This window comes from Streptomyces sp. CA-251247 (assembly GCF_050952975.1).
Lineage (GTDB): Bacteria > Actinomycetota > Actinomycetes > Streptomycetales > Streptomycetaceae > Streptomyces > Streptomyces achmelvichensis.
Genome location: NZ_CP191861.1, coordinates 205,398 through 229,914, shown reverse-complemented (window position 1 = coordinate 229,914; position 24,517 = coordinate 205,398). Strand labels below are relative to the sequence as shown.

General features: G+C 69.0%; 16 protein-coding genes. 10 read left to right on the top strand and 6 right to left on the bottom strand.

Features of this window, described 5'->3' with window-relative positions; all coding sequences use genetic code 11:
- Position 1: 1 nt before the first annotated feature.
- The 3 genes from ACQPWZ_RS00985 to ACQPWZ_RS00975 all read right to left on the bottom strand — a co-directional run bounded on the left by ACQPWZ_RS00985 (position 2) and on the right by ACQPWZ_RS00975 (position 6,792).
- On the bottom strand, positions 2–1,453 hold the full coding sequence (locus tag ACQPWZ_RS00985; RefSeq protein ID WP_433570291.1) for a serine hydrolase: 1,452 nt from the start codon (positions 1,451–1,453) through the stop codon (positions 2–4).
- Positions 1,454–1,921: 468 nt separating this feature from the next.
- Entirely contained in the window at positions 1,922–2,920 is a 999-nt protein-coding gene (locus ACQPWZ_RS00980) for a transcriptional regulator TrmB (protein ID WP_433570290.1), read from the bottom strand.
- A 137-nt stretch (positions 2,921–3,057) separates the two neighbouring features.
- Positions 3,058–6,792: a S8 family serine peptidase gene (locus ACQPWZ_RS00975; protein WP_433570289.1), complete on the bottom strand. Its 3,735-nt coding sequence runs from the start codon at positions 6,790–6,792 to the stop codon at positions 3,058–3,060.
- 369 nt (positions 6,793–7,161) lie between these two features.
- Between ACQPWZ_RS00975 and ACQPWZ_RS00970 the strand changes: the two genes are divergently transcribed.
- From ACQPWZ_RS00970 to ACQPWZ_RS00950, 5 genes are all read left to right on the top strand, one after another.
- Entirely contained in the window at positions 7,162–7,764 is a 603-nt protein-coding gene (locus ACQPWZ_RS00970) for a TetR/AcrR family transcriptional regulator (protein WP_433570288.1), read from the top strand.
- A gap of 120 nt (positions 7,765–7,884) precedes the next feature.
- Positions 7,885–8,808 carry a TauD/TfdA dioxygenase family protein gene (locus ACQPWZ_RS00965; RefSeq protein ID WP_433570287.1) on the top strand — a complete coding sequence of 308 codons (924 nt, stop codon included), beginning with the start codon at positions 7,885–7,887 and terminating at the stop codon, positions 8,806–8,808.
- 43 nt (positions 8,809–8,851) lie between these two features.
- A complete protein-coding gene (locus ACQPWZ_RS00960; RefSeq protein ID WP_433570286.1) occupies positions 8,852–10,186 on the top strand; it encodes an MFS transporter in 1,335 nt (444 codons plus the stop codon).
- A 77-nt stretch (positions 10,187–10,263) separates the two neighbouring features.
- Entirely contained in the window at positions 10,264–11,970 is a 1,707-nt protein-coding gene (locus tag ACQPWZ_RS00955) for an aldehyde dehydrogenase family protein (protein WP_433570285.1), read from the top strand.
- Between the two features lie 52 nt (positions 11,971–12,022).
- Positions 12,023–13,612 (top strand): long-chain-fatty-acid--CoA ligase, encoded by a 1,590-nt coding sequence (locus tag ACQPWZ_RS00950; RefSeq protein WP_433570284.1) that lies wholly within the window; start codon positions 12,023–12,025, stop codon positions 13,610–13,612.
- A 191-nt stretch (positions 13,613–13,803) separates the two neighbouring features.
- Here ACQPWZ_RS00950 and ACQPWZ_RS00945 read toward each other — a convergent pair whose 3' ends face one another.
- From ACQPWZ_RS00945 to ACQPWZ_RS00935, 3 genes are all read right to left on the bottom strand, one after another.
- On the bottom strand, positions 13,804–14,697 hold the full coding sequence (locus ACQPWZ_RS00945) for a geranyl diphosphate 2-C-methyltransferase (RefSeq protein WP_433570283.1): 894 nt from the start codon (positions 14,695–14,697) through the stop codon (positions 13,804–13,806).
- Between the two features lie 13 nt (positions 14,698–14,710).
- Complete coding sequence (locus ACQPWZ_RS00940) at positions 14,711–15,958, bottom strand: family 2 encapsulin nanocompartment cargo protein terpene cyclase (protein WP_405567149.1); 1,248 nt, start codon at positions 15,956–15,958, stop codon at positions 14,711–14,713.
- Positions 15,959–16,033: 75 nt separating this feature from the next.
- The gene (locus tag ACQPWZ_RS00935) at positions 16,034–17,446 is read right to left on the bottom strand and encodes a family 2B encapsulin nanocompartment shell protein (RefSeq protein ID WP_433570282.1); all 1,413 of its coding nucleotides are present in this window, start codon (positions 17,444–17,446) and stop codon (positions 16,034–16,036) included.
- A 1,432-nt stretch (positions 17,447–18,878) separates the two neighbouring features.
- On the opposite strand from ACQPWZ_RS00935, the gene ACQPWZ_RS00930 reads away from it, so the two are divergent.
- From ACQPWZ_RS00930 to ACQPWZ_RS00910, 5 genes are all read left to right on the top strand, one after another.
- Positions 18,879–19,766, top strand: a complete 888-nt coding sequence (locus tag ACQPWZ_RS00930; protein ID WP_433570281.1) for a hypothetical protein — start codon at positions 18,879–18,881, stop codon at positions 19,764–19,766.
- Positions 19,767–19,989: 223 nt separating this feature from the next.
- Entirely contained in the window at positions 19,990–20,220 is a 231-nt protein-coding gene (locus ACQPWZ_RS00925; protein WP_433570280.1) for a hypothetical protein, read from the top strand.
- Positions 20,220–20,594: a toxin Doc gene (locus ACQPWZ_RS00920; RefSeq protein ID WP_433570279.1), complete on the top strand. Its 375-nt coding sequence runs from the start codon at positions 20,220–20,222 to the stop codon at positions 20,592–20,594. The genes ACQPWZ_RS00925 and ACQPWZ_RS00920 overlap by 1 nt, the downstream gene beginning before the upstream one ends.
- Positions 20,595–20,902: 308 nt before the next feature.
- Positions 20,903–21,508, top strand: coding sequence for a hypothetical protein (locus ACQPWZ_RS00915; protein ID WP_433570278.1), 606 nt, complete (start codon positions 20,903–20,905; stop codon positions 21,506–21,508).
- A gap of 308 nt (positions 21,509–21,816) precedes the next feature.
- On the top strand, positions 21,817–24,456 hold the full coding sequence (locus ACQPWZ_RS00910) for a SpoIIE family protein phosphatase (protein WP_433570277.1): 2,640 nt from the start codon (positions 21,817–21,819) through the stop codon (positions 24,454–24,456).
- Positions 24,457–24,517 lie beyond the last annotated feature (61 nt).

The following is a 24,517-nucleotide window of genomic DNA, read 5'->3' as shown; positions in this document are numbered from 1 at the left end:
GTCAGCGGCTGAAGGTGCCCAGCCCGTTGGCGTCCAGATGTTCGATGGTGACGCTCTCGGCCTTGCCGGAGCGCAGATGGAAAGTGACGCCGGACAGTCCGACGGCGTTCTCGCCCTGCGTCTGATAGCTGAAGGTGTCACCCGTGTAGTGCCGCAGGCTGAACGACATCTCTTGCGGGCCCAGTGTCATGGTCAGATTGCCGCTGTTGTCCCCGGTGACGGTGACCGGCCCGTAGTAGTCGTTCGCATAGGTGCCGGTGTAGGCGTCCTTGGCCTTGGCGGGTGTGGCGTTGGGCGGCGGCTCGGCGTAGTTCGTGGGGGAGGCGCCCGTGTAGGCGGCGGCCTGCACCACTTTCCTGTAGAAGGGGAGCCAGTCGACCGTCTGCCGCCCATTGCGGGCGATGTCGAGGAATGCTGCGGCTACCGCCTCGGGCACGCCGATGGGTTGTCCGTTCGTCAGTACCACGATGCCGAGCTGTTCGCTGGGCAGCAGGGTGACCTCCGTGGCGGCGCCCAGGTCGAAGGCGCCTGAATGGCTCAGTCGCAGCCCTCCGGCGCCTTCGTAACCGACATTCCAGCCCAGCCCGTAAAGGCCCGGTGCACCTGCCGGGGCAAGGGGGGCCATGGAGACCGCGTGCGGGATGCGGGTCTGATCCAGTGCTGCCGAGTCGACCAGTTGCTTCCCGTCGAACTGACCGTTGGCCAGTTGCAGACGCATCCACGTGGCGAGGTCGTCGACGGTCGAACTCGCACCTCCCGCAGGCGCCTGCCGGTCGGCGTTCTCCGTGGTGGAGGGCTTCCAGCGGCCGTTGACCTCGACGTGGGCCGACGCCTTGTCGGCGGCCTTGTCGTAGTCGGCGCGCTGGTAGCTGGAGTTCTGCATTCCCAAGGGCTTGAACAGTGTGTCGGCTGCCAGCTGCGGCCAGCTGGTCTTCGCTGCGGCGGCCACCGCTTCCCCCGCCTCGGTCAGGCCGTAGTTGGTGTAGGCGTAGCTTGCGCGGAACGGGGTCAGCGGCTCCAGCCGCAGATGCCGCAGGATGTAGTCGCGCTGGTAGCCAAGATCTTCCAGAAGGTCGCCGGCATGGTCGGGCAGTCCGCTGCGGTGCGAGAACAGGTCCGCGACCGTCACGTTCGCGCTCACGTACGGGTTTTTGAGCGCGAAGCCCGGATCATGGGTGACCACCGGGTCGTCCCAGCCGACGACTTTGTGCCCGACGGCCCGGGCGACGATGGTGGACGACAGAGGCTTGGACAACGACGCGAGCTGGAACACGGTTGCGGGATCGACCTTGGCGTTCTTGCCCAGCTGGCGGACGCCGAAGCCCTTCGCGTACACGACCTTGTCCCGGTGGACGACCGCCACTGCGACTCCGGGGACCCCGGTCTGCCGCATCGCGTTCTCCACCAGGCCGTCGAGTCGGCTCAGCGCGCCCTCCACCTGCGCCTGCGTCATTTGAGGCGGCGGCTGCTTCGGCGGCGCGGGGGCGAGGGACGGGCTGGCGGACGGACTGCCGGTAGCGCTGTCCATGGTGACGCAGCCCGGTAGGCCAACCGCGAGCACACCGAGGCACACCACTGTTGCGCCCACCCGGGCTTGCCGGTGGAGCACTCTCCTGCGACTCCGCATGGCCATGCTCCGCTCCCTCATTCCCACGGCCTCGGATGCCTCGGAGGGGGCGCGCGGCGATGTCACCGTCGACCTCCGAGGACACACCGGCGCCCGCTCCATACTCGCCACGGCAGCGGCCCCCGGCACTCGGGCATCGCCAAGTGGGTGAGAGGCACAAACCTGCGGGCGGTGCCCGGCTCAGCACGGCGGGGGAGGGCAGCGGCCGCGGATGGAGCAGTGGCCTCCCGCAACCCGACATCGTGGAGTGGGAATTCGCGGAGGACACGCCGGGGCGACGTCGTCGCCTGCCGGTCAGGTGCGAAGAGGCTCAGCCCAGCCGTTTCGCACCGCATGGGCCCCGAGCTGCATACGGGATCGGACTCCGGCCATGTCCATGAGGTGGCGCAGGCGCCGGTGCAGCGTGCGCGGTGACAGACCGAGTTGTGTCGCGGCCGTCAGGTCCGTCAGACCGGCCAGAAGCAGGGCGAGAATCCTGCGGTCGAGCTCGCTCGGGCCCGGCGGACCGAACGTGACGGTTGGCTCGGAGCCGACTCCCGTGCCCGACAGCTCAAGCGGGTGGGCGGAGCGCCACACGGTCTCGAACAGTGCGTCCAGCGCGTCCAACAGGCCACTGCGGTGCAGCAGTACAGCGCCGGGCTCCCCGGCCGGTGTGACCGCGAGCGGGACCAGGCCGAGGTCGGCGTCGGCCAGCACGAGCTTCATCGGCAGGTGGTCGGCGACACGTAGGTGCACGCCATTGCGCAGGGACTCGATCGCGTCGGTGATGATGCCCGGCTCTGCCAGTACGGCGCGATCCAGCACCGCTCGGAAGAGCACTCCGCGGCCGAGGGCCATGGGCTCGGCCGTGTTCTCGTCGGGAGGCAGGGCGACGAACGGCGCGGTGATGAAGGAGCGGACCTGAGTGCCGGCCGCCTGCTGCACCTGGAGGAAGCGATGGCGGATGGCGTCGACGCCCGTGACGACCTCGATCAGGTCGGTGATGCTGCTTCCGGTCATCGCAGCTCGGTGTTCCTCGGCGAAGGTCACGAGTGCCTGCTCGGCCGTACGCAGGCCGTCCCGGCGCTGGCTGATGAGCGCGCCGAGCGCCATTGCCGGCGGTGCGGCGGTGAACCGCTCATCCGAGGACCGGGTCGCCAGCCCCCACTCGACCAGGCGGGACAGGGCCTTGTCGACAGAGGCCTGCGCCAGCACGAGCAGGTCCGAGAGAAGGACAGCGGGGGAGTTCGGTCTTCCGAGCAGCTCCCGGTAGACACGCTCGTCGTCGGGTTCGAGACCCAGAACATCCAGCATCGGCGACCGACTCTCTTCCGCTTGCCGCAGCGGGGAGAGTATGCGCCACGGCGGCAGATCCTGAATAGTCCCTGCTGGGAGCAGGTGCGAGGGGAAAGGCCCCGGGGAGTTGCCTCCCCGGGGCCCGAGGGTGGGGCTCATCGCAGGCCGTACGCCCGGATGATCTCGTTCCTGACGCTGTAGCCGCTGTCCGTCGCGGCGCTCGCACGGACCGAGACGAAGCCACCGGGCTTCTTGGCCGTCCTGAACTCCCCCGTCCAGGAACCGTGGGCGCCCTTGACCAGGTGCACCCGCTGCCAGGTGGCGCCGTCGTCGTACGAGATGTCCAGCTTCACCGTGGTGACTCTGCCCGGTACCGTGCCGAGGTCCGTCGACACGGGCTTGAGCGCGATCTTCTGGGTCGCGTTGGCTCTGACGTCGCCGTGCAGGTCCGATTCCAGCCGGTAGTCCAGGTTCAGCGCCGAGAACGGCTCAAAGGAGTCCGAATCGACGGTGTCGGAGACGAATGTCCACTCGGTGTGGGTGCGCGTCGACAGCCGGAAGACGTCACCGGGCCGCGCGACGTCCAGTACGGCGCGGTAGGGCAGTTTGCCCGGCGGCACCTCCTTCCACTGCATGTCTCCACTGACCGGGTTGTCGTGGATCAGCCTGTCGCCCTGGAAGACCTTCAGGTGGGAAGGTGTCTCACCCCACGGCAGGTATCCGCCCAGCCGCATGGTGTCGGCGGCTGAGGCCCACGCCTGCACGTTCCAGGTCATGTAGTTCTGCCAACGGGAGTTGTACACCCCGAAGGACTCGCTCTGGCCGGGTCGGGTCACCGGCGCGAACCAGTCCAGCCGGGTGGTGCTGCGCTCGGCGTACGTGTTGTCACCCGAGACCATCGACCACGGCAGCTCTCCGTCGACTCCCTGCGTGTGGAACTCTCTCCAGACCTGACGAGGAGTCACCCACTCGGTGCGGGTCCCGGGGTGCCTCTCGAGCTCGGGGAGGTTGAACGACGGGCTGAGGGTGAAGTCGGACCGGTAGCCCTCCGCCAAGCGGCCACCCGCGGCCGCGTAGTAGCGGGCATCGATCCGCGCAAGGTCACTCTTGGTGGGCTTGTAGACCAGGTCCCGGTCCGGCACGTGTCCGGGGTAGTCCCGGGTCAGGTCGTACACGTACGGCGTGTACGCGGTCTGCTTCACGGTTAGCTCGAGCATGCCGGTCTTGGCCATCGCCACAAGGGTCTTGCCCGCGTCGCGGTGCACGGTGGCGACGGGGATGGCCGACTCTCCGACGTACTCCATCAGGGCACCGACACCGTCGTTGACCACGATCAGCGCCTTCGCACCGGCCGCGACCGCGGCCTCGGCACGCTCCTGCGGCGAGACCTCGTCGCTGCGCTCGACGACGACGACCTTGTTCCTGGCCCCGGTCTTCTCGTACCTGGCCGCTGAGCCGTCGCCCGCGTAGAAGGCGTCGAGCCTGGCCGTGGCGGTGCCCAGTGCACTGCCCGCCTGCACCCGTGCGTCGAACCGGAGCCGATCGCCCAGCGTGCTCAGGGCGAGCTGCGGTTCGCCCTTGCGCCAGCGCGTGGTCAGGATGAACTCGCCCTGCTTCATGGGCTCCGTCGGCGCGACATAGATGTCGTCGTAGGTCGGCGGCAGCACATACGCGCTGCGGTAGTCCATGTACGGGTCGAGGCCCTTGTAGTGCACGTTGAAGTCAACCTTGCGCTGGCGGTCCTCGGTGCGCTGCGGCGCCTCGGTCTGCAGCAGACGTGCCTTGCTCGCGTCCAGCACCACGTCGGCGGAGCCGTCTCGGAGCACGGTCTCCGGGTCGACCAGTACGGCCAGACCGGAGCGGTCCGCCTTCTCGCCGGACACGTCGATGTATCCCGCGACGGTGTAGAGGCCGGGTGCCATACGCATGGTGGTCGAGCCGTCGACGTAGACCGACCACGGCCAGACGTCACCGGCCAGGTTGATGCCGACCCAGCCGGCGGCGGGCTTTCCGTCCCGGCCGACCAGCTTGATGTTCAGGTCGTAACGCTCCTCCTCCTTGAGCAGCGCCACGGACGTGCGGGTCACCGGCTTTCCGGTGGCGGCGTCGGTGGCGGTCACGTAACCGACGTGCCGGCCTGCCGAGGCGGTCTGCGGGTCACCGGTGACCGGGACGGCTGCCGTGCCGCCCGCCGGCACGGTCACCGTGGTGGTGCTCAGCGTGAACGGGCCACCGGTGCCGGTCAGGGCCAGGTTCAGCGTGACGTCGGCGGAGCCGGTGTTGGTGAAGGTCAGGTCCTTCGTCACGGCGATGTCGCTCGGCTGGTGCGGCCAGGTGTAGTTGCCGAAGAAGAGCGATCCGGAGCTGCGGACCGTGCTGCGCACGGCGGCGGCGACGTCTACGCGGCCCGTGCCGACCTCGTACGGCGAGTACCCGTCGGCGAGGCCCTTCGCGGTGCTCATGAGATGTTCCTTGAGCTGCGCGCCGGTCCAGTCCGGGTGCTGCTGGGCGAGGATCGCCGCAGCGCCCGCAACATGCGGCGTGGCCATCGAGGTGCCGCTGATGGTGCGGTAGAAGCCCTGACCGCCATCGGTCATCTCTTGCGAGCGGGCTGCGGTGATGTCCACGCCGGGGGCTGCGATGTCCGGCTTCATGCCGCCGGAGTGGGCCAGCGGTCCGGTGCTGGAGAAGGAAGCGAGCTGGTCCTGCTTGTCCGTGGCTGCCACGGTCAGCGCCGAGGCGGCAGCGCCGGGGGCTGAGACGGTCTCCGGGCCGGCGTTGCCGGCGGCGATGACGAACAGCGTGCCGTATTGCGCGGACAGCGCGTCGACCGTCTGCGACATCGGGTCGCTGCCGTCGGTCGGATAGGAGTCCCCGAGGCTCATGTTGACGATGTCCGCGCCGGACTCGGCGGCCCACTGCATGCCGGCCATGACCCACGAGTCCTGGCCGTAGCCCTCCTCGCCGCCGAGCACCTTTCCGACGAACAGGTCGGCGCCGGGGGCGACGCCCTTGTTGTCGCCCCTGGAGGCGGCTCCTGAACCGACGATCGTGCCGGCCACATGCGTGCCGTGCCCGTTGATGTCGGTGACGGACTCTTCCGGGACGAAACTGGCCGTGCCGTCGATCAGGCCGGCGAAGTCGGGGTGGTTGACGTCGATACCGGTGTCGAGCACCGCGACCTTGACGCCCTTGCCGGTGTAGCCGGCCGCCCAGGCTTCGGTCGCGCCGATCAGCGGCACGCTCTCCTTGAGGTTCGCTTTCACGCGCCCGTCGAGCCAGAGCCTTTCGACACCCGCGCCCAGCGTGGCGCTTCCCTGCGGCGCGACGGAGGTCCAGAAGGTACGGGCCTGCCGCTTCTCCGTGCTGAGCACCGCACCTCGGATGCCCTTGAGCTTGCGGGTCAGCTTGCTGCCCCGGGGAGCCGTCGGCCAGGCGGCCGTGCGGGACTTCGGCTCGGCGTACGTGGCGATCAGCGGTACCGCGGCCGACTTGGCGTCGTCGTACCCCATCTCGATCAGGTCGGTGACGTTGAACAGCCGCCGGTCCAGCTTGTCCGATCCCATGAGCGGCGCAGCCTCGTCGGGGATGACGAACAAGTCACCTTTGATCTCCTGGAACTTCACGCCGCCGACGGCGCTGTCCGGACGGTCGACGTCGGCGATCTGCTTGCCGTCGGCCGCTGTGGTGACCGTGACGACGTCGCCGGTGACAAGGGTGACCTTGTGGGTCGCCGAGGGCTTGGCGGGAACGGGGGGCTTGGTCGGTGCGGCTTGTGCGGGTGACTGCAGAACGGCGAGACCCGACGCCAGAAGAGGCACCGCAAGGGCCGCCGCGATCAGTTGCCGGCGCCTGCGTCGGAAGGCGGAAGCATGAGAGGGGGAGTACATGCCATGGGTCTATCGACCGGTGACTGACCTCGTGAAGACCTCTTGATGGCAAGTCCTCGCCATGGCAGATGCTTGCCAGCCGTGAACCCGCGACTCCGCCGTACGCGGGTCCAGGCTTGCGCCTCGGCATGTCCACCGACGAAGGGCCCAGCGGGTGTGATGCGGTGCCGGCGGTGTGTCATCTACCCAGAGGCGATCAGCAGGGGACTGACGGAGAGGGCTTGGTCGACGTCGAGTGCACGGGCCATCCGGGCCTGCTCGGACGCCGCTTCGCGCTCGTCGCCTCCCCCGACACCCTGTTTCCCGACGTCATCCCTTGAGGCCGCCCCGACCCCCGTGCGCCTCATGCACCGGCCGTAAGCTCGGGACATGGTGGGTATGCAGTCGGACGGATCCGCGCGAGGACCAGGCCGGCCACGGGAGGAACGGGTCACCGGAGCCGTTCTCAGCGCGGTCGTGGACATGGTCCACGAACAGGGGATCGCGGCGGTCACGATGGACGCCGTCGCGGCACGGGCCGGAGTGAGCAAGCCCGCCATCTACCGACGGTGGCCCACAAAGCAGGATCTGATCATCGCCGCCGCGGAAACCCGCATCGGCATCCTGTCGGTGCCCGACCTGGGCGACTTCCGGGCGGAGCTCCGCTTCGTACTCACCGCCCGGCTGGAGGCCTACCGGCTGCCGGGTACGGACCGGCTGATCGCGGGCCTCATCGGGGCGGCGGCCGAGACGGGGGCGGTGCGCGGCCAGTACGCGGAGTACACCGAGCGGATCACCAGTGAAACGAGACGCATCCTCGAACGCGGGATCGCCCGCGGTGACGTGAGCCCGGACACCGATGTCCGGGCCGCCGCCACGTTGGTGGCCGCACCGCTGATCTTCCGGCTGATCGGCGAGCAGGAGATGCCTGACGCCCGTTTCGTGGACAACCTGGTCGACCTGGTCACCCGCGCTGTCGGCCCCACCGGCTGACGAACACCGCAACGGCGGCCGTCCCGGCTTCACTATTTTCGTTCTGTCAGGCCTCTTGTCTCACGCCGCCCTAATAACGATACTCCGAGTAACGAATTTCGCCTCGTACCCGGAGGACCCATGGACGCCGTCGTCACCACCCCCGCCCCCGCACTCGACAAGCCGCTGATGCACTACGGGAAGCGCACGCTCGACCGCATCGCTCCGGACGCGGCCCAGCCCGACTACCGCCTCCTGGACGTCTCCCCTCTCACCCCGCACATCGGCGCCGAGATCGAAGGCGTCGACCTCTCGCGCCCGATCGGCGAGGAACTCGCGGAAGAGCTCCGGCAGGCCCTGCTGGAGTGGAAGGTGATCTTCTTCCGAGACCAGCACGCCTTCTCCCCGCAGTCTCAGCTCGCGTTCTCCGGTCTGTGGGGCGAGCCGGAACCGAACCCCTTCTTCCCCAAGGGCGACACCGCTGGAGTCTCCCGACTGGCCAAGGACGCCATGGCCATGGGCACCGAGAACATCTGGCACAGCGACCACTCGTTCATGGCAGCGCCGGCACTCGGCTCCGTCCTGCGCGCCGTCGAGGTCCCGTCCGCCGGCGGCGACACCATGTGGGCGGACATGGCGGCCGCCTACGACAACCTCACCGACTCCATGAAGGCCCGGATCGCGGGCCTCGCCGCCGTGCACGACTGGGTGCCCAGCTGGGGATCGCTGATGACCGAGGCACAGCTCACCGCGCATCGCGAGAACCTGCCGGCCGTCGAGCACCCGGTGGTCGTCCGCCACCCGCGTACCGGCCGCAAGCTGCTCTACGTCAACGAGCCCTTCGCCACCCGCATCGTCGGCCTGTCGGACATGGAGAGCCGCGAACTGCTCGACGAGCTCGTCCTCCAGTCCCGTATTCCCGAGTACCAGGTGCGCTTCCGCTGGCAGCCGGGCTCCGTCGCGATCTGGGACAACATCGCCACCCAGCACTACGCGATCAACGACTACTTCCCGCAGCGCCGTGTCATGGAGCGCATCGCCATCGCCGGCGTCCCGCTCTCCTGAACGAGCTCCCCGCCCCTCACCGACCAGTCTCCGCGGAGCCCTTGTGACCGACACCGATGTCGCACCCGCTGTGCCCGCCGGCACCTCGAAGACAACGACCAGCGCACGACGCCGCGCCTGGACCGTCACCGCGCTCCTCGTCGTCTTCATGATGATCAATTTCGCCGACAAGTCCGTGCTCGGTCTGGCCGCGGAGGAGATCCGAGAGGACCTCGGCCTGACCGCATCGGCCTTCGGACTCGCCAGCAGCGCCTTCTTCCTGCTCTTCTCGATCTCCGGCGCCGCGGTCGGGCTGCTCGCGGACCGTGTACGGCCCAAGTGGTTGCTTCTCGCGATGGCTGTTCTCTGGTCCGTGTCCCAGGCACCGCTCGCGGTCGGGGGAGGGCTCGCGGTGCTCATCACCTCACGCGTTCTCCTCGGCGCTGCCGAGGGGCCGGCCTTCCCCGTCGCCCAACAGGCCACCCTTTCCTGGTTCCCCGACCACCGACGCAACCTGCCCGGAGCTTTGATCGTCCTCGGCATCACCCTGGGAGTCCTGGTTGCTGCTCCTGTCCTGACATGGGTGATCCAGAACCACGGCTGGCGCTCGGCCGTCGCAGCAGTGGCGCTCGTCGGCGTCGTGTGGGCGCTGCTGTGGGTCCGCCTCGGCGGGGAGGGACCGTATGCGACCGCGCCGACCCGCTCCGGTGATGTGAGGAGTGAGGGGACGTCGGCGGCCGACGCCACGACAGGACCGGCCCCGCGGAGGACGCCGTACCGGCGCATTCTCGCGACCCGTACCTGGATCGGCGCCACGGCCGCCTACTTCGGCACCTACTGGGTCATCGCCTTCGCCCTCGTCTGGCTCCCCTCGTATCTGCAGGACGCGCTGGGCTATTCCTCGGCCGGATCGACCCAGGTATTGATGCTCGTCTGGGGGCTGGGCGGTGTGGTCGTGCTCGGACAGGCGGGTCTGACCGGATGGCTGCTACGCCGAGGGACCGCGAGTCGGTGGGCCCGCGGCGGGGTGGGGGGCGTTCTTCTGCTCATCGGCGCCGCGGCGTGCCTCGCACTGCCGTTGGCCCCGGCCGGTGCCGTGACCGGCGTGCTCCTGGTCGCGGGATTCGGGCTCGCCGGGGCGATGAGCAGCGTTGCCGTCACCACGGTCACGGAACTGGCTCCGGCCGATCGCCGCGGCGGTGCTCTGGGCATCATGAACGCCGTGGTCACCACGGCGGGTCTGGTCGCCCCGACGCTGATCGGCCACCTCGTGGACACCCATGGCGCGGAGGGCTACCGGTACGCGGTCCTCATCACTGGCGCCGTGCTCCTGTTGAGCGGAGTCGCCGCGCTCACGCTGATCGACCCGGATCGCGACGCCCGCCTGCTGTCCGCGTGACCACGCTCGGGCCCGCTCGTCCCGCAGCCGATCGAGCAGGCCCGCCCTTCCTGTCCCACCTGCCGCAAGGATCGACGTTGAACACCAGCGCCCTCGACACCTCCCTCCTCGACCGAACGGTGGCCGACCTACGCGCCGGAGCCGCGTCCTGGTCCTCCACCCCGCTGTCCGAACGCATCGCCCTCCTTGAGCGGCTGCAGACGCGCGTCATCTCCCGTGCGGCCGAGATGGCCGACGCAGGCAGCCGGGCCAAGGGGTACGGACCGGACTCCCCTTGCGCGGCAGAGGACTGGATCGGCGGCCCCTGGGCCCTGGTCCAGAATGCGTCGGCGTTGCTGCACGTCCTTCGGCGGATCGCCGCGGGCAAGGACCCGCTGGACGACAAGTCGGTTCGTGAGGAGAACGGCCGCACGCGAGTCGACGTCTTTCCCGCCACCGGCTGGGACACCGTGCTCTTCAACGGATTCGCGGCCCAGGTGTGGATGCGCCCCGGCGTCAGCGCGAAGCAGGCACTGGCGTGCGCCGCAGGCGAGTACCGGGGCAGGCAGGCAGACCCGGCCGTCGCCCTGGTACTCGGCGCCGGCAACGTCGCCGCCATCACCGCGCTCGACATCCTGCACAAGCTCTACGCCGAAGGCCAGGTCGTCATCGCCAAGATGAACCCGGTCAACGCCTATATGCGCCCCCACTTCGCGTACGTCTTCGCAGAGTTCGTCGAGCGGGGCTGGCTGCGATTCGTCGACGGCGGCGCTGCCGAAGGCGGCTACCTCTCCCGCCACCCAGGCGTCGACACCATTCATGTCACCGGCAGCGACCGCACCCACGACGCCATCGTCTGGGGGACCGACGAAGACGCCGAGCAACGCCGCCGTGACGACCTCCCGCTGACCACCAAGCCCTTCAGCACCGAACTGGGCGGCGTCAGCCCCTGCATCGTGACACCAGGAGTGTGGAGCGCCGCCGACTTCCGCTTCCAGGCCGAGCACATCGTCACCAGCAAGATGAACAACTCCGGCCACAACTGCATCGCCAGCCAGATCCTGATCCTGCCACGGGACTGGGAAGGTACCGAGCGACTGCTGGACGAGATTCGCGAGGTGTTGCGCAAACTGCCCACGCGCGCCGACTACTACCCAGGCGCCGCCGACCGCCTCGCCTCGGTACGAGAGGCCCATCCGACAGCGGAGGCCCACGGCGACGGCTGCGCACTGCTCGTACCCGACATCACCGACCACGACGACCCCCTCATCACTGAAGAGGTCTTCGGCAGCGCCTTGGGCGTCGTACGCCTGCCCGGCGCGACTCCGGACGCGTTCCTGCGCAACGCGGTCGACTACGCCAACGACACACTGCCCGGCACCCTCGGCGCAACCCTGGTCGTCCACCCGGGAACCGAGAGGGCTCACCGGGATGCCGTACTCTCGGCCATCGCCGATCTGCGCTACGGCACGCTGGGCGTCAACTGCTGGTCGGGCGTGGGCTTCCTGCTCGGCTTCACCCCCTGGGGAGCCTTCCCCGGTCACACCCGCCAGGACATCGGCAGCGGCACCGGTTTCGTGCACAACGCGTTCATGCTCGAAGGCATCGAGAAGACCGTCCTGCGCGCCCCGTTCACGCCCGCCCCACGCGCTCTGTTCACGCGCGATCCGTCACTGTCCCCGCGCCCCCCGTATTTCGTCACCCACCGCACGGCCCGGACCACGGTGGAGCGCCTCACTCGCTTCACGGCGGCACCGAGCCTGACGAGGCTGCCCGCACTGTTCGCTGCCGCACTGCGGGGCTGACGGCCCGACCGTCCGCACCCAGCCCACCCGCCGCATCCCCAACGGAGACCTCATGCTCAATCTTGCCGCCATGCTGGAGAACAGCGCCCGTGCCGTGCCGGACCGTACGGCGATGGTGCTGGGCGTCCAGCGAATGACCTACGCAGAGTTGGACGCAGCCGCCCGCCGCGTAGCCGGCCTCCTTCACTCGCGGGGCATCGGCCCGGGCGACAAGGTCGCGCTGTCGTGCCCGAACGTCCCGTGGTTCCCGGTCGTCTACTACGGCATCCTCAAGGCGGGCGCCGTGGTCGTCCCTCTCAACGTGCTGCTCAAGGGCCGTGAGATCGCCTACCATCTGGCCGACTCCCAGGCCAAGGCGTACTTCTGTTTCGAGGGCGGCGCCGAGCTCCCGCTCGGGCAGGAGGGCTGGTCCGGCTTCGGCGAGACTCCGGGGTGCGAGCACTTCTTCCTGATGACGGCCGACACCTCCGGGAACTCCCCGATCGAGGGCGCCGAGAGCCTGACGGCGGCGCTGGCCGGTCAGAACGCGGACTTCGTGACGGTGGCCACGGAGCCCGGAGACACCGCGGTCATCCTCTATACGTCCGGCACCACCGGTCGTCCGAAAGGCGCCGAGCTCACTCACTCCAACGTGATGCTGAACGTACTGACCTGCCACAAACTGTTCGGTGAGGTCGAGCACGACGTGCACCTGATCGCGCTGCCCCTGTTCCACTCCTTCGGCCAGGTCGTGCAGATGAACGCCGGGCTCGCATCGGGGGCGACTCTGGTGTTGTTGCCGCGATTCGACGCCGCGGCGGCCCTCGCCCTCATGCAACGCCACGCCGTCACCTTCTTCGCGGGCGTCCCCACCATGTTCTGGGCCCTCCTCGAAGCGGACGCCTCCGACGTGGACCTGCCCCGGATCGCCAAGAACCTGCGCATGGCCGGGTCGGGAGGCTCCGCCCTCCCCGTGGAGATCCACCGCCGTTTCGGCGAGCGGTTCGGCGTCACGATCCTGGAGGGGTACGGCCTCTCGGAGACCAGCCCGGTCACCACCTTCTCGCCGCGAGGGGAGCCGGTGCGCCCCGGCTCCATCGGTCGCGCGGTCTGGGGCGTGGAGGTGGATCTGGTGAGCGAGGACTGGACATCGGTCCAAGGCGACGACGCGATCGGCGAGATCGCCATCCGCGGGCACAACGTCATGAAGGGCTACTTCAACCGGCCCGGCGCGACTGACGAGGTGATGCGCGACGGCTGGTTCCGCACCGGTGACCTGGCCCGCCGCGACTGCGACGGATGGTTCTACATCGTCGATCGCGCAAAGGACATGATCATCCGTGGTGGCTTCAACGTCTATCCGCGTGAGGTCGAGGAGGTCCTGCTCACGCACCCCGCCGTCAGCATGGTGGCCGTGGTCGGCGTGCCGGACGAGCGGCACGGCGAGGAGATCAAGGCTTGCGTGGTGCTCGCTCCGGGCGCGGCGCTCTCCGAGGACGAGCTGATCGGCTGGTGCAAGGAGCGGATGGCGGGCTACAAGTACCCCCGTCTCGCGGCATTCGTCGATGCCCTGCCCACCAACGCGACGGGCAAGATCCTCAAGCGCGAACTCCGGGAGGCGGGCGCGGCGGACGCCCGCACCGTTTTCCCGTACGGCTCCTAGGGTGCCGTCGGAGGAGGCAGCGCTTGTTGCGGCTGCAGGGTCTTGCTGTTGTCGCTGAAGCGGATCCCCGATCCTGAGCCCAGCCGGCCGCTGGATGTGTGTGGCGTACTCCGGAGGAGGCGGGACCGCCGGCAGACGGGGCCGCCCCCTCCGGAGCCGCGGTGTGCGCCGCGCCGATCGGCTGCGCTCCGTCAGATGCGGTCGGCCGCGATCAGGAGGTACTGGAAGGAGCCGTCCTTGTAGGAGTTGATGAACGCCTCTTCGATGCCGGTGACCAGCCGGGACGTGGCCCGCAGTTCCCAGTAGGGCAAGGTCGCGGGGGTCAGGTCGATGACGGCCTGCGGTACGAGGCGGTTGTCGGCCATCGCGCGCAGGTACTCCCGGCGGGAGTGGATGTTGCACTCGAAGTGTGCGTTGATCTGGGACACCCACTTGGAGGGCTGGCCGTATCGCGGGTTCCAGCAGCCGGTGATGGTCACATAGCGGCCGCCCACCTCCAGGACGCGGGAGTGTTCGGCGAAGAGGTCGTGCAGGTCGACATACATGCTGGACTCGTTGTTCCAGGAGGCAGCGGCCCGACCGGTCTCGAACGGCGTGTTGAGCATGTTGCAGACACGGGCGTGGACATGGTCCTCGACGCCGAGTTCTCGGGCGCGCCGGTTGGCGAACTCGGCCTGCTTGGCGGACAGGGTGACGCCTTCGACCGTGCATCCGAAGCGCTGGTGGGCCATGACCATCGAGCCGCCGCGGCCGCAGCCGGCGTCCACAAGGGTGTCGTCGCGCCCGATGGTGCCGAGGTGGTCGAGGAGGAGTTCGGCCTGTGCCGATTCCAGCCGGTGGAGCTCTGCGATCAGCCTCTTCTCGTACGCACTGTCATCGGCGTCGCCGAGGGCACCGTGGTCGATGTCACCGATGCCGTAGTGGTGGTGGTAGAGGCCGTCGACATCGCCGAGGCGCAGGTTCACCGGCCTGGCCTCGTGGTCCCAGTAGCGGGCGATGTCCCCCTGGTAGGGAGTCGTCGGGGCCGGGATGAATGCGGAGGGTGCGGCGGAGGCCTCGGTGGTGGTGAGTTCGGCGCTCGTCATGTGAATTCCATCCTTACCAAAAGTCGGGCAGGCTGTAGCGGTAGGTGTTGGTCTGGTGCCAGTAGTGGTTGCCGTCCACCCATGCGGCGACTCCCCGCAGGAAGCGCTGGACGCCTGGGACGGGGCAGGCCGCGGAGAGAGCGGCGGCGTCGTCCTCGAAGGCGTGCATCAGGTCGTTGTGGACCTCCACCGCCTTGAGGTACGCGTCCTGTTCTGACGCGCCTTCGCGTTCGGCGATCACCACGGGCAGGTTCAAGTGCTTTCCGGGGGCAGCGAGTTCCTTGGTGTAGGAGTACAGGTCGTTGACGATGGTGGTGGCGTTCCCGGCGAGCGCGATGACGCGCTGCATGGCGGGCTGCGCGTGGAGGTCCGCCGGCAGCTCATAGCCGCCCACGGTGTCCGTGATGGTGGGGCAGGGGCGGAAGTTGTTGAACTGCCGCATCGCCAGGTACTCCCACACCTGGGGCACATGGTCGGTCTGACTCCAGGCCGCCTCGGCGAGGTACCCGAGATGCAGGCGTGCCATGTCGTGCCGGTAGCGGTCGGCCTGGGAGGGGGTGGACTGCTGGACGAAGTACTCCATGGCCGAGCGGTACGCACGGCGCGGGGCGTCCGAGTGGAGGGACTGAGCCCACTGTGGCTCGTACTCCTGCGTGGTGTGGAGGTGATCGAGGGCGGTGTGCGCCAGCAGGAGCCGTCCGCCGAGGCCGATGGGCGAACCACCGTGGTCCTCGCAGTAGCAGTCGTCCACCGCGTTCTCGGCGACCATCAGCCGGGTGGCGATCATCAGGTGGTCGACGGTCGGTGCGTCCGGATGGCAGGCCACCATGTAGCGGCCCACCGAGAATCCGTCGAATTGGTCCTCCCACTCATCCGGGTACAGGTCGACTTCGTCCAGCGCCCAGGCCTTGATCCGTGCGCTGACTTCCTCCACCCGTGCCGGGTCGGGTTCCGGTACGGGGTGGTGGTAGAGGCCGGGGATCGGGTGGCCCACCACGGGGGCGTCGGGCTCGGGGGACTGCGGCGGACTCTCACGCGGGGTCAGATACAGGCCCGCTGTGCCCAGACCACTGGGACCGCGCAGGACCCTTGCCAAGGCGGACGGGACAGCCGGGACAGCCGGGTCAGGCAGTTCCGGCGGGACGGGAGGGCAGGCGACTTCGGCGGCAGAGGCCCGTGCGGTGTCGACGACGGGGGCCCCGAAGCGGGCCGCAGCAGCAGGCAGGCTCGACTGCACGGTGGAAGGCCCGGGATCGGACATCCAATGCTCCTTGATGAGGCGGGTGGCTGTCCCCGGTTCCGGGTGGTCCCGGCCGGCCGGGGGTCCGGACCGGGCCTAGGCGCGCCGACGGGCGATCTGCACGTTCTCCAGGACGCCGAGCGCGTCAGGCACCAGGACGGCGGCGGAATAGTAGGTGGTGACCAGGTAGGAGATGATCGACCGTTCGTCGAGGCCCATGAAGCGCACCGACAGGCCGGGCTCGTACTCTTCCGGCAGACCGGTCTGGCGGAGGCCGATGACCCCCTGGTTCTCCTCGCCGGTTCGCATGCAGAGGATCGAGCTGGTGTTCTCCTTGGTGATGGGGATCTTGCCGCACGGCAGAATCGGAACTCCGCGCCAGGCCGGGACCTGCTGTCCGCCGAGGTCGACGTGGTCCGGGTAGAGCCCGCGTGCGTTGAACTCTCGCCCCATCGCGGCAATCGTCCGAGGGTGGGCGAGAAAGAACTTGGAGCCCCGGCGACGGCACAACAGCTCGTCGAGGTCGTCCGGAGTGGGCGGCCCTGAATGGGTCTGGATGCGCTGCTTGAAGGAGGCGTTGTGGAGCAGACCGAACTCGCGGTTGTTGACCAGCTCGAACTCCTGCCGCTCGCGCAGCGCTTCGATGGTGAGCCTCAGCTGCTCCTCGGTCTGGTTCATCGGCTCGTTGTAGAGGTCGGCGACCCTGGTGTGGACCCGCAGCACCGTTTGCGCGATGGAGAGTTCGTACTCGCGCGGGTGGGGCTCGTAATCGACGTAGGTGCCGGGCAGTTCGGGTTCGCCGGTGTGGCCGGCCGACATCGCGATCTCGGCCTCGCCGTGCCGGTTCTGTCGCTGCTGCGGCAGTGCACTGAATTCGCGTACGTGGGCCTGGAGGCCGGGTGCCGCGGACAGCACGGCGGCGAACTCGGCGCGGGACAGGGTGAGCAGGGTCCCGGCGGTCTCGGCGGTGGCGGTGAAGTCCCACGTGGCTTCAGCGGCCAAAAGGGCGTGCTCACCGAACCGGTCGCCGTCGGCGAGCACGGCGACGGCGATGTCGTCGCCGTACTTGCCCACGGAGGTCTGCCTGATCCTGCCGTGGGCGATGAGGTGGATCTGCTCGGCAGGAGCGCCGCGCTCGGCAAGCACCTCGCCGGCGCGGAAGTCGCGCTGGGTGCACCGCCCGGCGAGCGTGGTGAGGACCTCGTCGTCCTCGAAGCCGCGCAGCAGGGCCAGTTCCCTCAGCTCGCGCGGGATCACCCGGACGTGGGCGCCGTCCTGTACGAACTCGACACGGCCGTCGCCGACGGTGTAGCTGAGCCGGCGGTTCACCCGGTAGGTACCACCCTTGGTCTCCACCCAGGGGAGCATCCGCAGCAGCCAGCGGGAGGTGATCTCCTGCATCTGCGGGGCGGACTTGGTCGTGGTGGCGAGGTTGCGGGCGGCTGCCGTGCTGAGACTGGACTGCGGGGGCGGCTCCAGTTCGGCTTCCGGGCTGGTCTCAACGGTCATCGGGCGAGGACTCCTTCGTCAGGGCGGCGACCGGCATGCCTGCGCGTTGCCGGTGAAGGGGAAAAGGCAGTGAATATGCGGATTCGGTCCGGATCCCGGTACACCGTAGTGGCCGTGGCACCCCGTCTGACCTGGAAAGCCGTCGGGATTACTTCGATGCAGTGGCAATGCGGTGCACGACGTTTGCCCGACGACCGACGAGATCCGGTCACATGCAAGATTTTTCCGGGCCGGTGAATCGGAGGCGTGCTGGCCGAGCGCAGGGGAACGGGGCGCCCACGGTGGCGGGGTGTACGGGGTGCATTCAACCCCGATTGACGGCCGGTGCTCGACGCCATCCGGACAGGACGAGCCCGGGAGGGGGCCGCCGCGACCTGTTCGCTGACGGAGGATGCGTGGATGCCGATCCGACCACGCTCCTCGGCCCTGAACTGTCCTGGCCGTGGCGGGCACTTGGAAGGGAGGCCCCCCGCTGGGCGACCAGTCCTTCACCCGGGGTCACAGCGGGGATGAGGCCGCTCGGGGCGAGCTCTTGGAGCGGGCGCGCCGCGCTGACCGTGCCTCAGCCCGCTTCCGTGTGTGCAGAGTTACCCAGCAGCCGAGTGCGATCGTGGTGACAGTCCAAGCCGCGAACCACAGCGACAGCCACCAGCGCGGATCGGGGCGGAGATGCGCTTCCGTGGCGGCCAGAGAGACGGCGACGGACAGGCCGCAGCACAGGAACAATGCTGCCCAGACCACAGCGAGACGCCTCCTGTGCTCGCCTGCCTCGCGTTGCACATCGCGCTTGCCCATGGTTCCCCCTGATGACGCGTCGAACAGCCGGGCCGACGTCCGCCGCGCCAGGCCAGGCCTTGGCGTCGCGGCTGTCTGGAAGGCGAGTGCTCGGCAGACCGTGTTCCACGCACTGGGTGAATGTGACCGCAGTCACATGTGTATCGGGGTGGGGCGGCGCTGCTCCGTTCCGCTCCTGCCGGCTTCACCGGGTGCAGGTAGCCGGCGGTGCGCCTGATCGACCAATCGGGGGGTGAGGGTGGAGCGGGAGGTGTGGGTTCCGCCCGGCAGGGCGGGACACCTCTACGCTCGCGGGTGATCGAGGAGGTCAGATGCGGGACGTGTACGGCCGTGGCATCCGTATCGCAGTACTTGCCGTGTCGAGTGTGCTTGCGCTCGTTGCCTGCGGCTCCTCGGAGCCGGAAGAGGTGGCCACGACGTCGCCCGCAACGGCGGTCGCTCCCAGCGGGACATCGTCGTCGCCGTCGACTGCTCGGCCGACCGACTCGGAAGCGCCGGTCCCTCCGCCGCCACTTCCCCCGACGGACACCGGGGCCGATGTTCCTGACGACCCCACCTTTGCGCCTCCAACCCCTTCCGAGCCTCCGGACCCCGAGGTGCCCCCGGCGCCCGAGGAGCCTCCGTTGCCCAACGGCACGTGAGCGACGATTCTGAGCTCCGGCCGCCTGAGCCGGAGACGGTGAAGCAGCAGGGCTGGGTCGATCTGAACGGCACCTCGGGGCTCTTCAAGGTCGTGATTGCGCAGGCATCGTTCATCGCTGCGCTGATGTTCTACCTCGGTGCGATCTACAGCAGCAGCTACTACGGCTACTTCCATCTCTCGCTGTCGACGCTCAATTTCGGCTTCAGCCAACTGGTACTGCAGAGCCTGCATCTGCTGAAGCTCGAAGCATTGGTCGTGATCGTGATCCTGCTGATCGCCGCCGGTGCTCCATGGGTGCGTACGCACACGCCGCCTTCCGGGCACGTCACGCACTGCGTCTCGCGTGCGAGTGCAGCGGCGGCACGCTTTCACCTGCTGATCACAGTGGCAGGGCTGGTTCTGCTCATCATGTGGCCGTACATCCAGCCCTATGGCTGGGTCGCGCCTCTCACCATCGCGTGCGGTCTCCTCGTGGGCCAGTGCCGAGACGCCCGCGGCCACCGGCCGGAAGGATTCCGGCGTAGGGCGGTGCCGATCTTCGGCGCGGGAGTCTTCCTGTTCTGGACGCTCACCCAGGTCGCGTTGCAGCAGGGAGAACAAGACGCACAGATGCGCGCACGGCATGTCAACAGGTGGACGGGCGTACTGGTCCTCAGCACCACCCCGCTGAGCCTGCCGACGGACTCGGTTCCCAAAGAGGTTCTCCCCGGACATGTGCTCCATCGCTACCGCTACAGCGACCTGCGACTGCTCGCCGAGAGAGACGGACGCTACTTCGTCGTTCCCCGCACATGGAATGCCAGGACGGACGCCATCTACATCATCCGCGAAAGCGACAGCATCTGGATGGCTCTGACCCCTGGCACGCTGCAACCTCATTGATCCGCCTCTGCACCATGAGGCGCCCCGCAGTTCGCCAGGCAACTGCCTCGGACAGGCGGTGGCGGCGCTTGGACCACCAACGGCTGCATACGAATGGGCTGGTGGCCAGGCCTCGTTGCTGGTCCACGAGTCCCTGGAGCGGCGAGGCGTGCTCTTCACCGGGTTTGCCACCGGACGGCCGGGTACGCAGCCTCGCAAGGTACCTATTAGGTACCATGGCAGCATGCCGTCCTTGAGCATCACCTTCGCCAACGAGCAACTCGAGGCGGTCCGCGCTGCCGTGGCGGCCGAGTTCACGTCGCTTGAGCAGTACCGTCCACGACCTGCCCCTGAGCGGACAGCGGCGCCCGCAGTTCGTCCGCTGTGCCAACTCCAGGGGTGCGGTTCTGAGTTCGACGACGCCTTCCCCGACCGGATTCCGTCCGCCACCTGCCGTGGGGCGGACGCCGCCTGATGGTCCTCTACATCGACGTCCCCTGGCTGCTGGATGTCCAGGAACAGGCTGTCCCTGAGGACGTGAGTGTCGCCGACTACTCCGCCCTCGTCGCCGCTGTCGCCCGCCACAGGACTCGCATTCCCCGCCCCGCCGCCGCCGACCCCGACCCCGCCTGGCGCGCCGCAGCCCTGCTGCACACCCTCGTCCTGCTCCAGCCGCTGCCCTGCCGCAACAGCCTCTATGCCTGTCAGGTCGCCGCCGCCTACATGCACGTCTCCGGCGAGGGCATCGATCCCCCCTACGGCGCGATGACCGGCCTGGTCCGCGACGTCCAAGCCGGAAAGGCAGACGTCTACCACGTAGCCGACCGCCTCCGCGACTGGCGCATCTGACCGCCGGGCACCAGCTTCAGGCGGAACGGTGACCGGGACACCATGTGCTGGGACCGAGGTGAGCGCGCCGGCCGGGTGTCGGAGTCGTACGGGCGCGCGCATCGGGACCGCACCGGCATCGTGCCAAGCAGGTCGGCGTCCTCCTGCGCCGCGCGCGCCCGCGTACGCCGACCAGGCGTCTCGTCACGGACGTTTGCCCGCGGAGGGCAAGGGAAAGGTCGAGTCCGACGTACGGTCGACCGACCGGCTGAGCCTCACCCGGCGGGGGCCGGTTCTCCTCGATGCCATGACCGAACGGGAGCCCGCCGATGCGCCTCTACGCCCAGACACCAGCACGTCGGAACCGTCAGCTGCTCGCTGACCTGATCGCCCTCGTCCTGATGGCTGCCGCAGTCAAGTTCGCCCTGGCCGTCCACAAAGCGATCATGCAGCTGGTCGAGCCGGGGCGGAAGGTCGAGAGTTCTGGCGACAACCTCGCCGGCGAACTCGACAACGCAGGCGACGCGGCCTCGAACGTGCCGCTTGTCGGCGACCTGCTGAAGAAGCCGCTCCAGTCCGCAGCTGATGCCAGTACCGGTTTCGCCGACGCCGGACAGTCGCTTCAGGACGCTGTCAGCCAGGTCGCGACGTTGACGACCACGGGTCTGATCGTCATTCCCGTGGTCTTCGTACTGCTGCTCTGGCTCCCGCCACGCCTGCGCTGGATGCGGCGCAGCGGCGATCTTCGACGACTCCTCGACGCACCGGGAGGCGCCGATCTGCTCGCACTGCGCGCCCTCACGGGCCCGCCTGGCGATCTTGCCAGGCTCCAAGCCCCTCCGGGCGGTCTCGCCGACGCTTGGCGCCGCGGGGACCGGGAAGTCATCGCCGACCTGTCGGAGGTCGCACTGAGGCGGGCCGGCTTGCGGCCCTGACCGGGGGAAGCCGGGAGGTAGGCACCCCTTCTCGGCCCCGTACGGTTCTCGCGCCCCGGGCATCGTCACGTCGTCCCGCCGCAGGTGGCGTGGCGTTGCCGCGGACGGGCGGCTCGCCGGATGTCGTCGAGTGCTTCCTCGTCGCGCCATACCGGCAGCAGGCCTTCACCCCAGGCGTCCAGCGAGCGGCTATAGCCCGATTTCCTCAGTGATGCTAGAAAGGACGCGTGATCAGGCGTTTTGATCGATTCCGCGGGGTGACGGCTCAACCACGGATCGACAAGCGCCAAAGGAGTGTCGCCGGTCAGGTGTTCCTCCTGCAGGTGGTGGTTGTGGTCCTGCTCGTGCTGGGGGCGGTCCTGGCGCTGCTTCTCCAGTCCCGGCACGACGGCGACCGGGAGGCCAGGACGCGATCGATCGCAGTGGCGGAGACCTTTGCTCAGACACCCGGTCTGCTCGCGGCTCTGGAGTCGCCCGATCCGGCCCGGGTGCTCCAGCCGATCACCGAGGAGACCCGTAAAGCCGCGGGCGTGGACTTCATCGTCGTGATGGACACCAAGGGCATCCGCTACACCCATCCACAGCCGGAACGGATCGGCAAGCGTTTCGTGGGCACGATCGAACCCTCGCTGGCGGGAGAGGTCATCGTCGAAAGCGTCGACGGACCCCTCGGCCAGGAGGTGCAGGCCGTGGTCCCCGTCACCGCGCCCAACGGCTCCGTCGTGGGCCTGGTCTCCGCGGGCCTCACCGTCGAGAGCGTCACCGGTGCGGTGTACCAGCAGCTGCCGGTCATCCTCGGCGCCGGCGCCGCGGCCCTCGCGCTGGCCATGGCCGGTACGGCACTGGCGGCGAGACGGCTGAAACGGCAGACCCATCTGCTCGGCCCGGCCGAGCTGGCCCGGATGTACGAGCACCACGATGCGGTGCTGCACGCCGTGCGTGAAGGTGTCGTGATCATCGGCGACGACGGACGCCTCGTACTGGCCAACGACGAGGCCAGACGGCTGCTGGAACTGGATCCCGACTGTGAGGGGCAGCGCGTCGCCGATCTGCCCGGTCTCGATGCCGCGACGGCCGACCTGCTGGCCTCCGGACGTGCGGCCACGGACGAAGTCCAAGCGGCCGCGGACCGGCTGCTGGTCGTCAACCAGCGCCCGACGCACGGGTCAGCCGGCCCGACGGGTGCCGTGGCCACCATTCGCGACTCCACCGAGCTCCAGGCGCTGACGGGCCGCGCGGAGATCGCCCGTACACGGCTCAAGCTGCTGTACGACGCCGGCGTCGGCATCGGCAGCACACTCGACGTCAGGCGTACCGCCCAGGAGCTGGCCGATGTCGCGGTCCCCCGCTTCGCCGACTTCGTCACCGTGGACATTGCCGATCCCGTCCTGCACGGGGAGGAGCCGAACGGCGGGGGAACCATGCGCCGCACCGGCGTGAGCGGCATCCGTGACGATCATCCCCTCTATCCCCTGGACCGACTGATCATGTTCGTGCCCTCGACGCCGCAGGCCCGCGGGCTGGGCAGTGGACGGGCGGAGGTGGTGACCGATCTGTCCCAGGCGCCGGGCTGGCAGGCCCAGGACCCGGCGCGGGCGAAGGAGATCGTCGAGTACGGCATCCATTCGCTGATCACGGTGCCACTCCAGGCCAGGGGGGTGGTCCTCGGCGTGGCCAACTTCTGGCGCTCGCAGAAGCCCGGCGCCTTCGAGGAGGAGGATCTCTCCCTGGCCGAGGAACTGGTCGCCCGCGCCGCGGTGTCCGTGGACAACGCGCGCCGCTACACGCGCGAGCACGCCTTGGCCGTGACGCTCCAGCGCAGTCTGCTTCCCCGCACCCTGCCTGAGCAGAGCGCAGTGGAGGTCGCGCACCGCTATCTGCCGGCACAGTCAGGGGTGGGCGGCGACTGGTTCGATGTCATCCCGCTGCCCGGAAGCCGGGTGGCGCTGGTGGTCGGCGATGTCGTCGGCCATGGTCTGCACGCCGCGGCCACGATGGGGCGACTGCGCACCGCGGTGCACAACTTCTCCACGCTCGACCTGCCGCCCGAGGAGATCCTCGGCCATCTCGACGATCTTGTCGGGGGCATCGACCAGGACGAGTCGAACTGTGACGGCGGCCAGGAGATGACGGGCGCGACCTGTCTCTACGCGATCTACGACCCGGTCTCACGGCGCTGCACCATGGCCCGTGCCGGGCATCTGCCACCCGCGGTGGTACGCCCGGACGGCACCGTCGAATTTCCTGACCTTCCGGCCGGGCCGCCGCTGGGACTCGGCGGTATGCCGTTCGAGGCCGCCGAGTTGGAGCTGGCCGAGGGGACCCAGCTCGTTCTCTACACGGACGGGCTGATCGAGGAGCGCGGCCGTGACATCGACGTCGGTATCGAGGAACTGCGTCGCGTCCTGGCACATCCCGGGCGGCCGCCGGAGGAGAGCTGCCAGGCGGTGCTGAGCGCGCTGCTGCCCGCCCGCCCCAAGGACGATGTGGCGCTCCTGATTGCCCGCGCGCGGGTGTTCGGGCCGGACCGGGTCGCCGAGTGGGATGTGCCGCGCGAGCCGAGCGCGGTGGCGGGGACGCGGGCGGCGGCCGCAGCGCAGCTGGACGAGTGGGGGCTGTCCGAGCTGGCGTTCAGCACCGAGCTCATCCTCAGCGAGCTGGTCACCAACGCCATCCGTTATGGCTCCGGAGCAATCCGGGTCCGGCTGGTGAACGATCACGGCCTGACCTGCGAGGTGGCCGACGGCAGCAGCACGTCGCCGCATCTGCGGTACGCCGCGACGATGGACGAGGGAGGCCGCGGGCTGTTTCTCGTGGCCAAGATGGCCGAACGCTGGGGCACCCGTTATACGGCCGAGGGCAAGATCATCTGGGCTCAGCAGGCCCTGCCGGGGCCGAACGGCGACGGCGAGGCGCTGCTCGACCTGTTCGACACCGAGATCATGTGACGGGGAGACCCGCGCAGGGAGGTTCTCGGGAAAGGGGGAGGCAGGCGTGGGGGAGGAGTGC

Bases quoted from the DNA above. Each gene is read 5' to 3' on its own strand.
- ACQPWZ_RS00985 (WP_433570291.1), bottom strand. From the start codon at position 1,453: ATGACGCAGGCGCAGGTGGAGGGCGCGCTGAGCCGACTCGACGGCCTG.
- ACQPWZ_RS00980 (WP_433570290.1), bottom strand. From the start codon at position 2,920: ATGCTGGATGTTCTGGGTCTCGAACCCGACGACGAGCGTGTCTACCGG.
- ACQPWZ_RS00975 (WP_433570289.1), bottom strand. From the start codon at position 6,792: ATGTACTCCCCCTCTCATGCTTCCGCCTTCCGACGCAGGCGCCGGCAA.
- ACQPWZ_RS00970 (WP_433570288.1), top strand. From the start codon at position 7,162: ATGGTGGGTATGCAGTCGGACGGATCCGCGCGAGGACCAGGCCGGCCA.
- ACQPWZ_RS00965 (WP_433570287.1), top strand. From the start codon at position 7,885: ATGGACGCCGTCGTCACCACCCCCGCCCCCGCACTCGACAAGCCGCTG.
- ACQPWZ_RS00950 (WP_433570284.1), top strand. From the start codon at position 12,023: ATGCTCAATCTTGCCGCCATGCTGGAGAACAGCGCCCGTGCCGTGCCG.
- ACQPWZ_RS00945 (WP_433570283.1), bottom strand. From the start codon at position 14,697: ATGACGAGCGCCGAACTCACCACCACCGAGGCCTCCGCCGCACCCTCC.
- ACQPWZ_RS00940 (WP_405567149.1), bottom strand. From the start codon at position 15,958: ATGTCCGATCCCGGGCCTTCCACCGTGCAGTCGAGCCTGCCTGCTGCT.
- ACQPWZ_RS00935 (WP_433570282.1), bottom strand. From the start codon at position 17,446: ATGACCGTTGAGACCAGCCCGGAAGCCGAACTGGAGCCGCCCCCGCAG.
- ACQPWZ_RS00925 (WP_433570280.1), top strand. From the start codon at position 19,990: ATGCCGTCCTTGAGCATCACCTTCGCCAACGAGCAACTCGAGGCGGTC.
- ACQPWZ_RS00920 (WP_433570279.1), top strand. From the start codon at position 20,220: ATGGTCCTCTACATCGACGTCCCCTGGCTGCTGGATGTCCAGGAACAG.
- ACQPWZ_RS00915 (WP_433570278.1), top strand. From the start codon at position 20,903: ATGCGCCTCTACGCCCAGACACCAGCACGTCGGAACCGTCAGCTGCTC.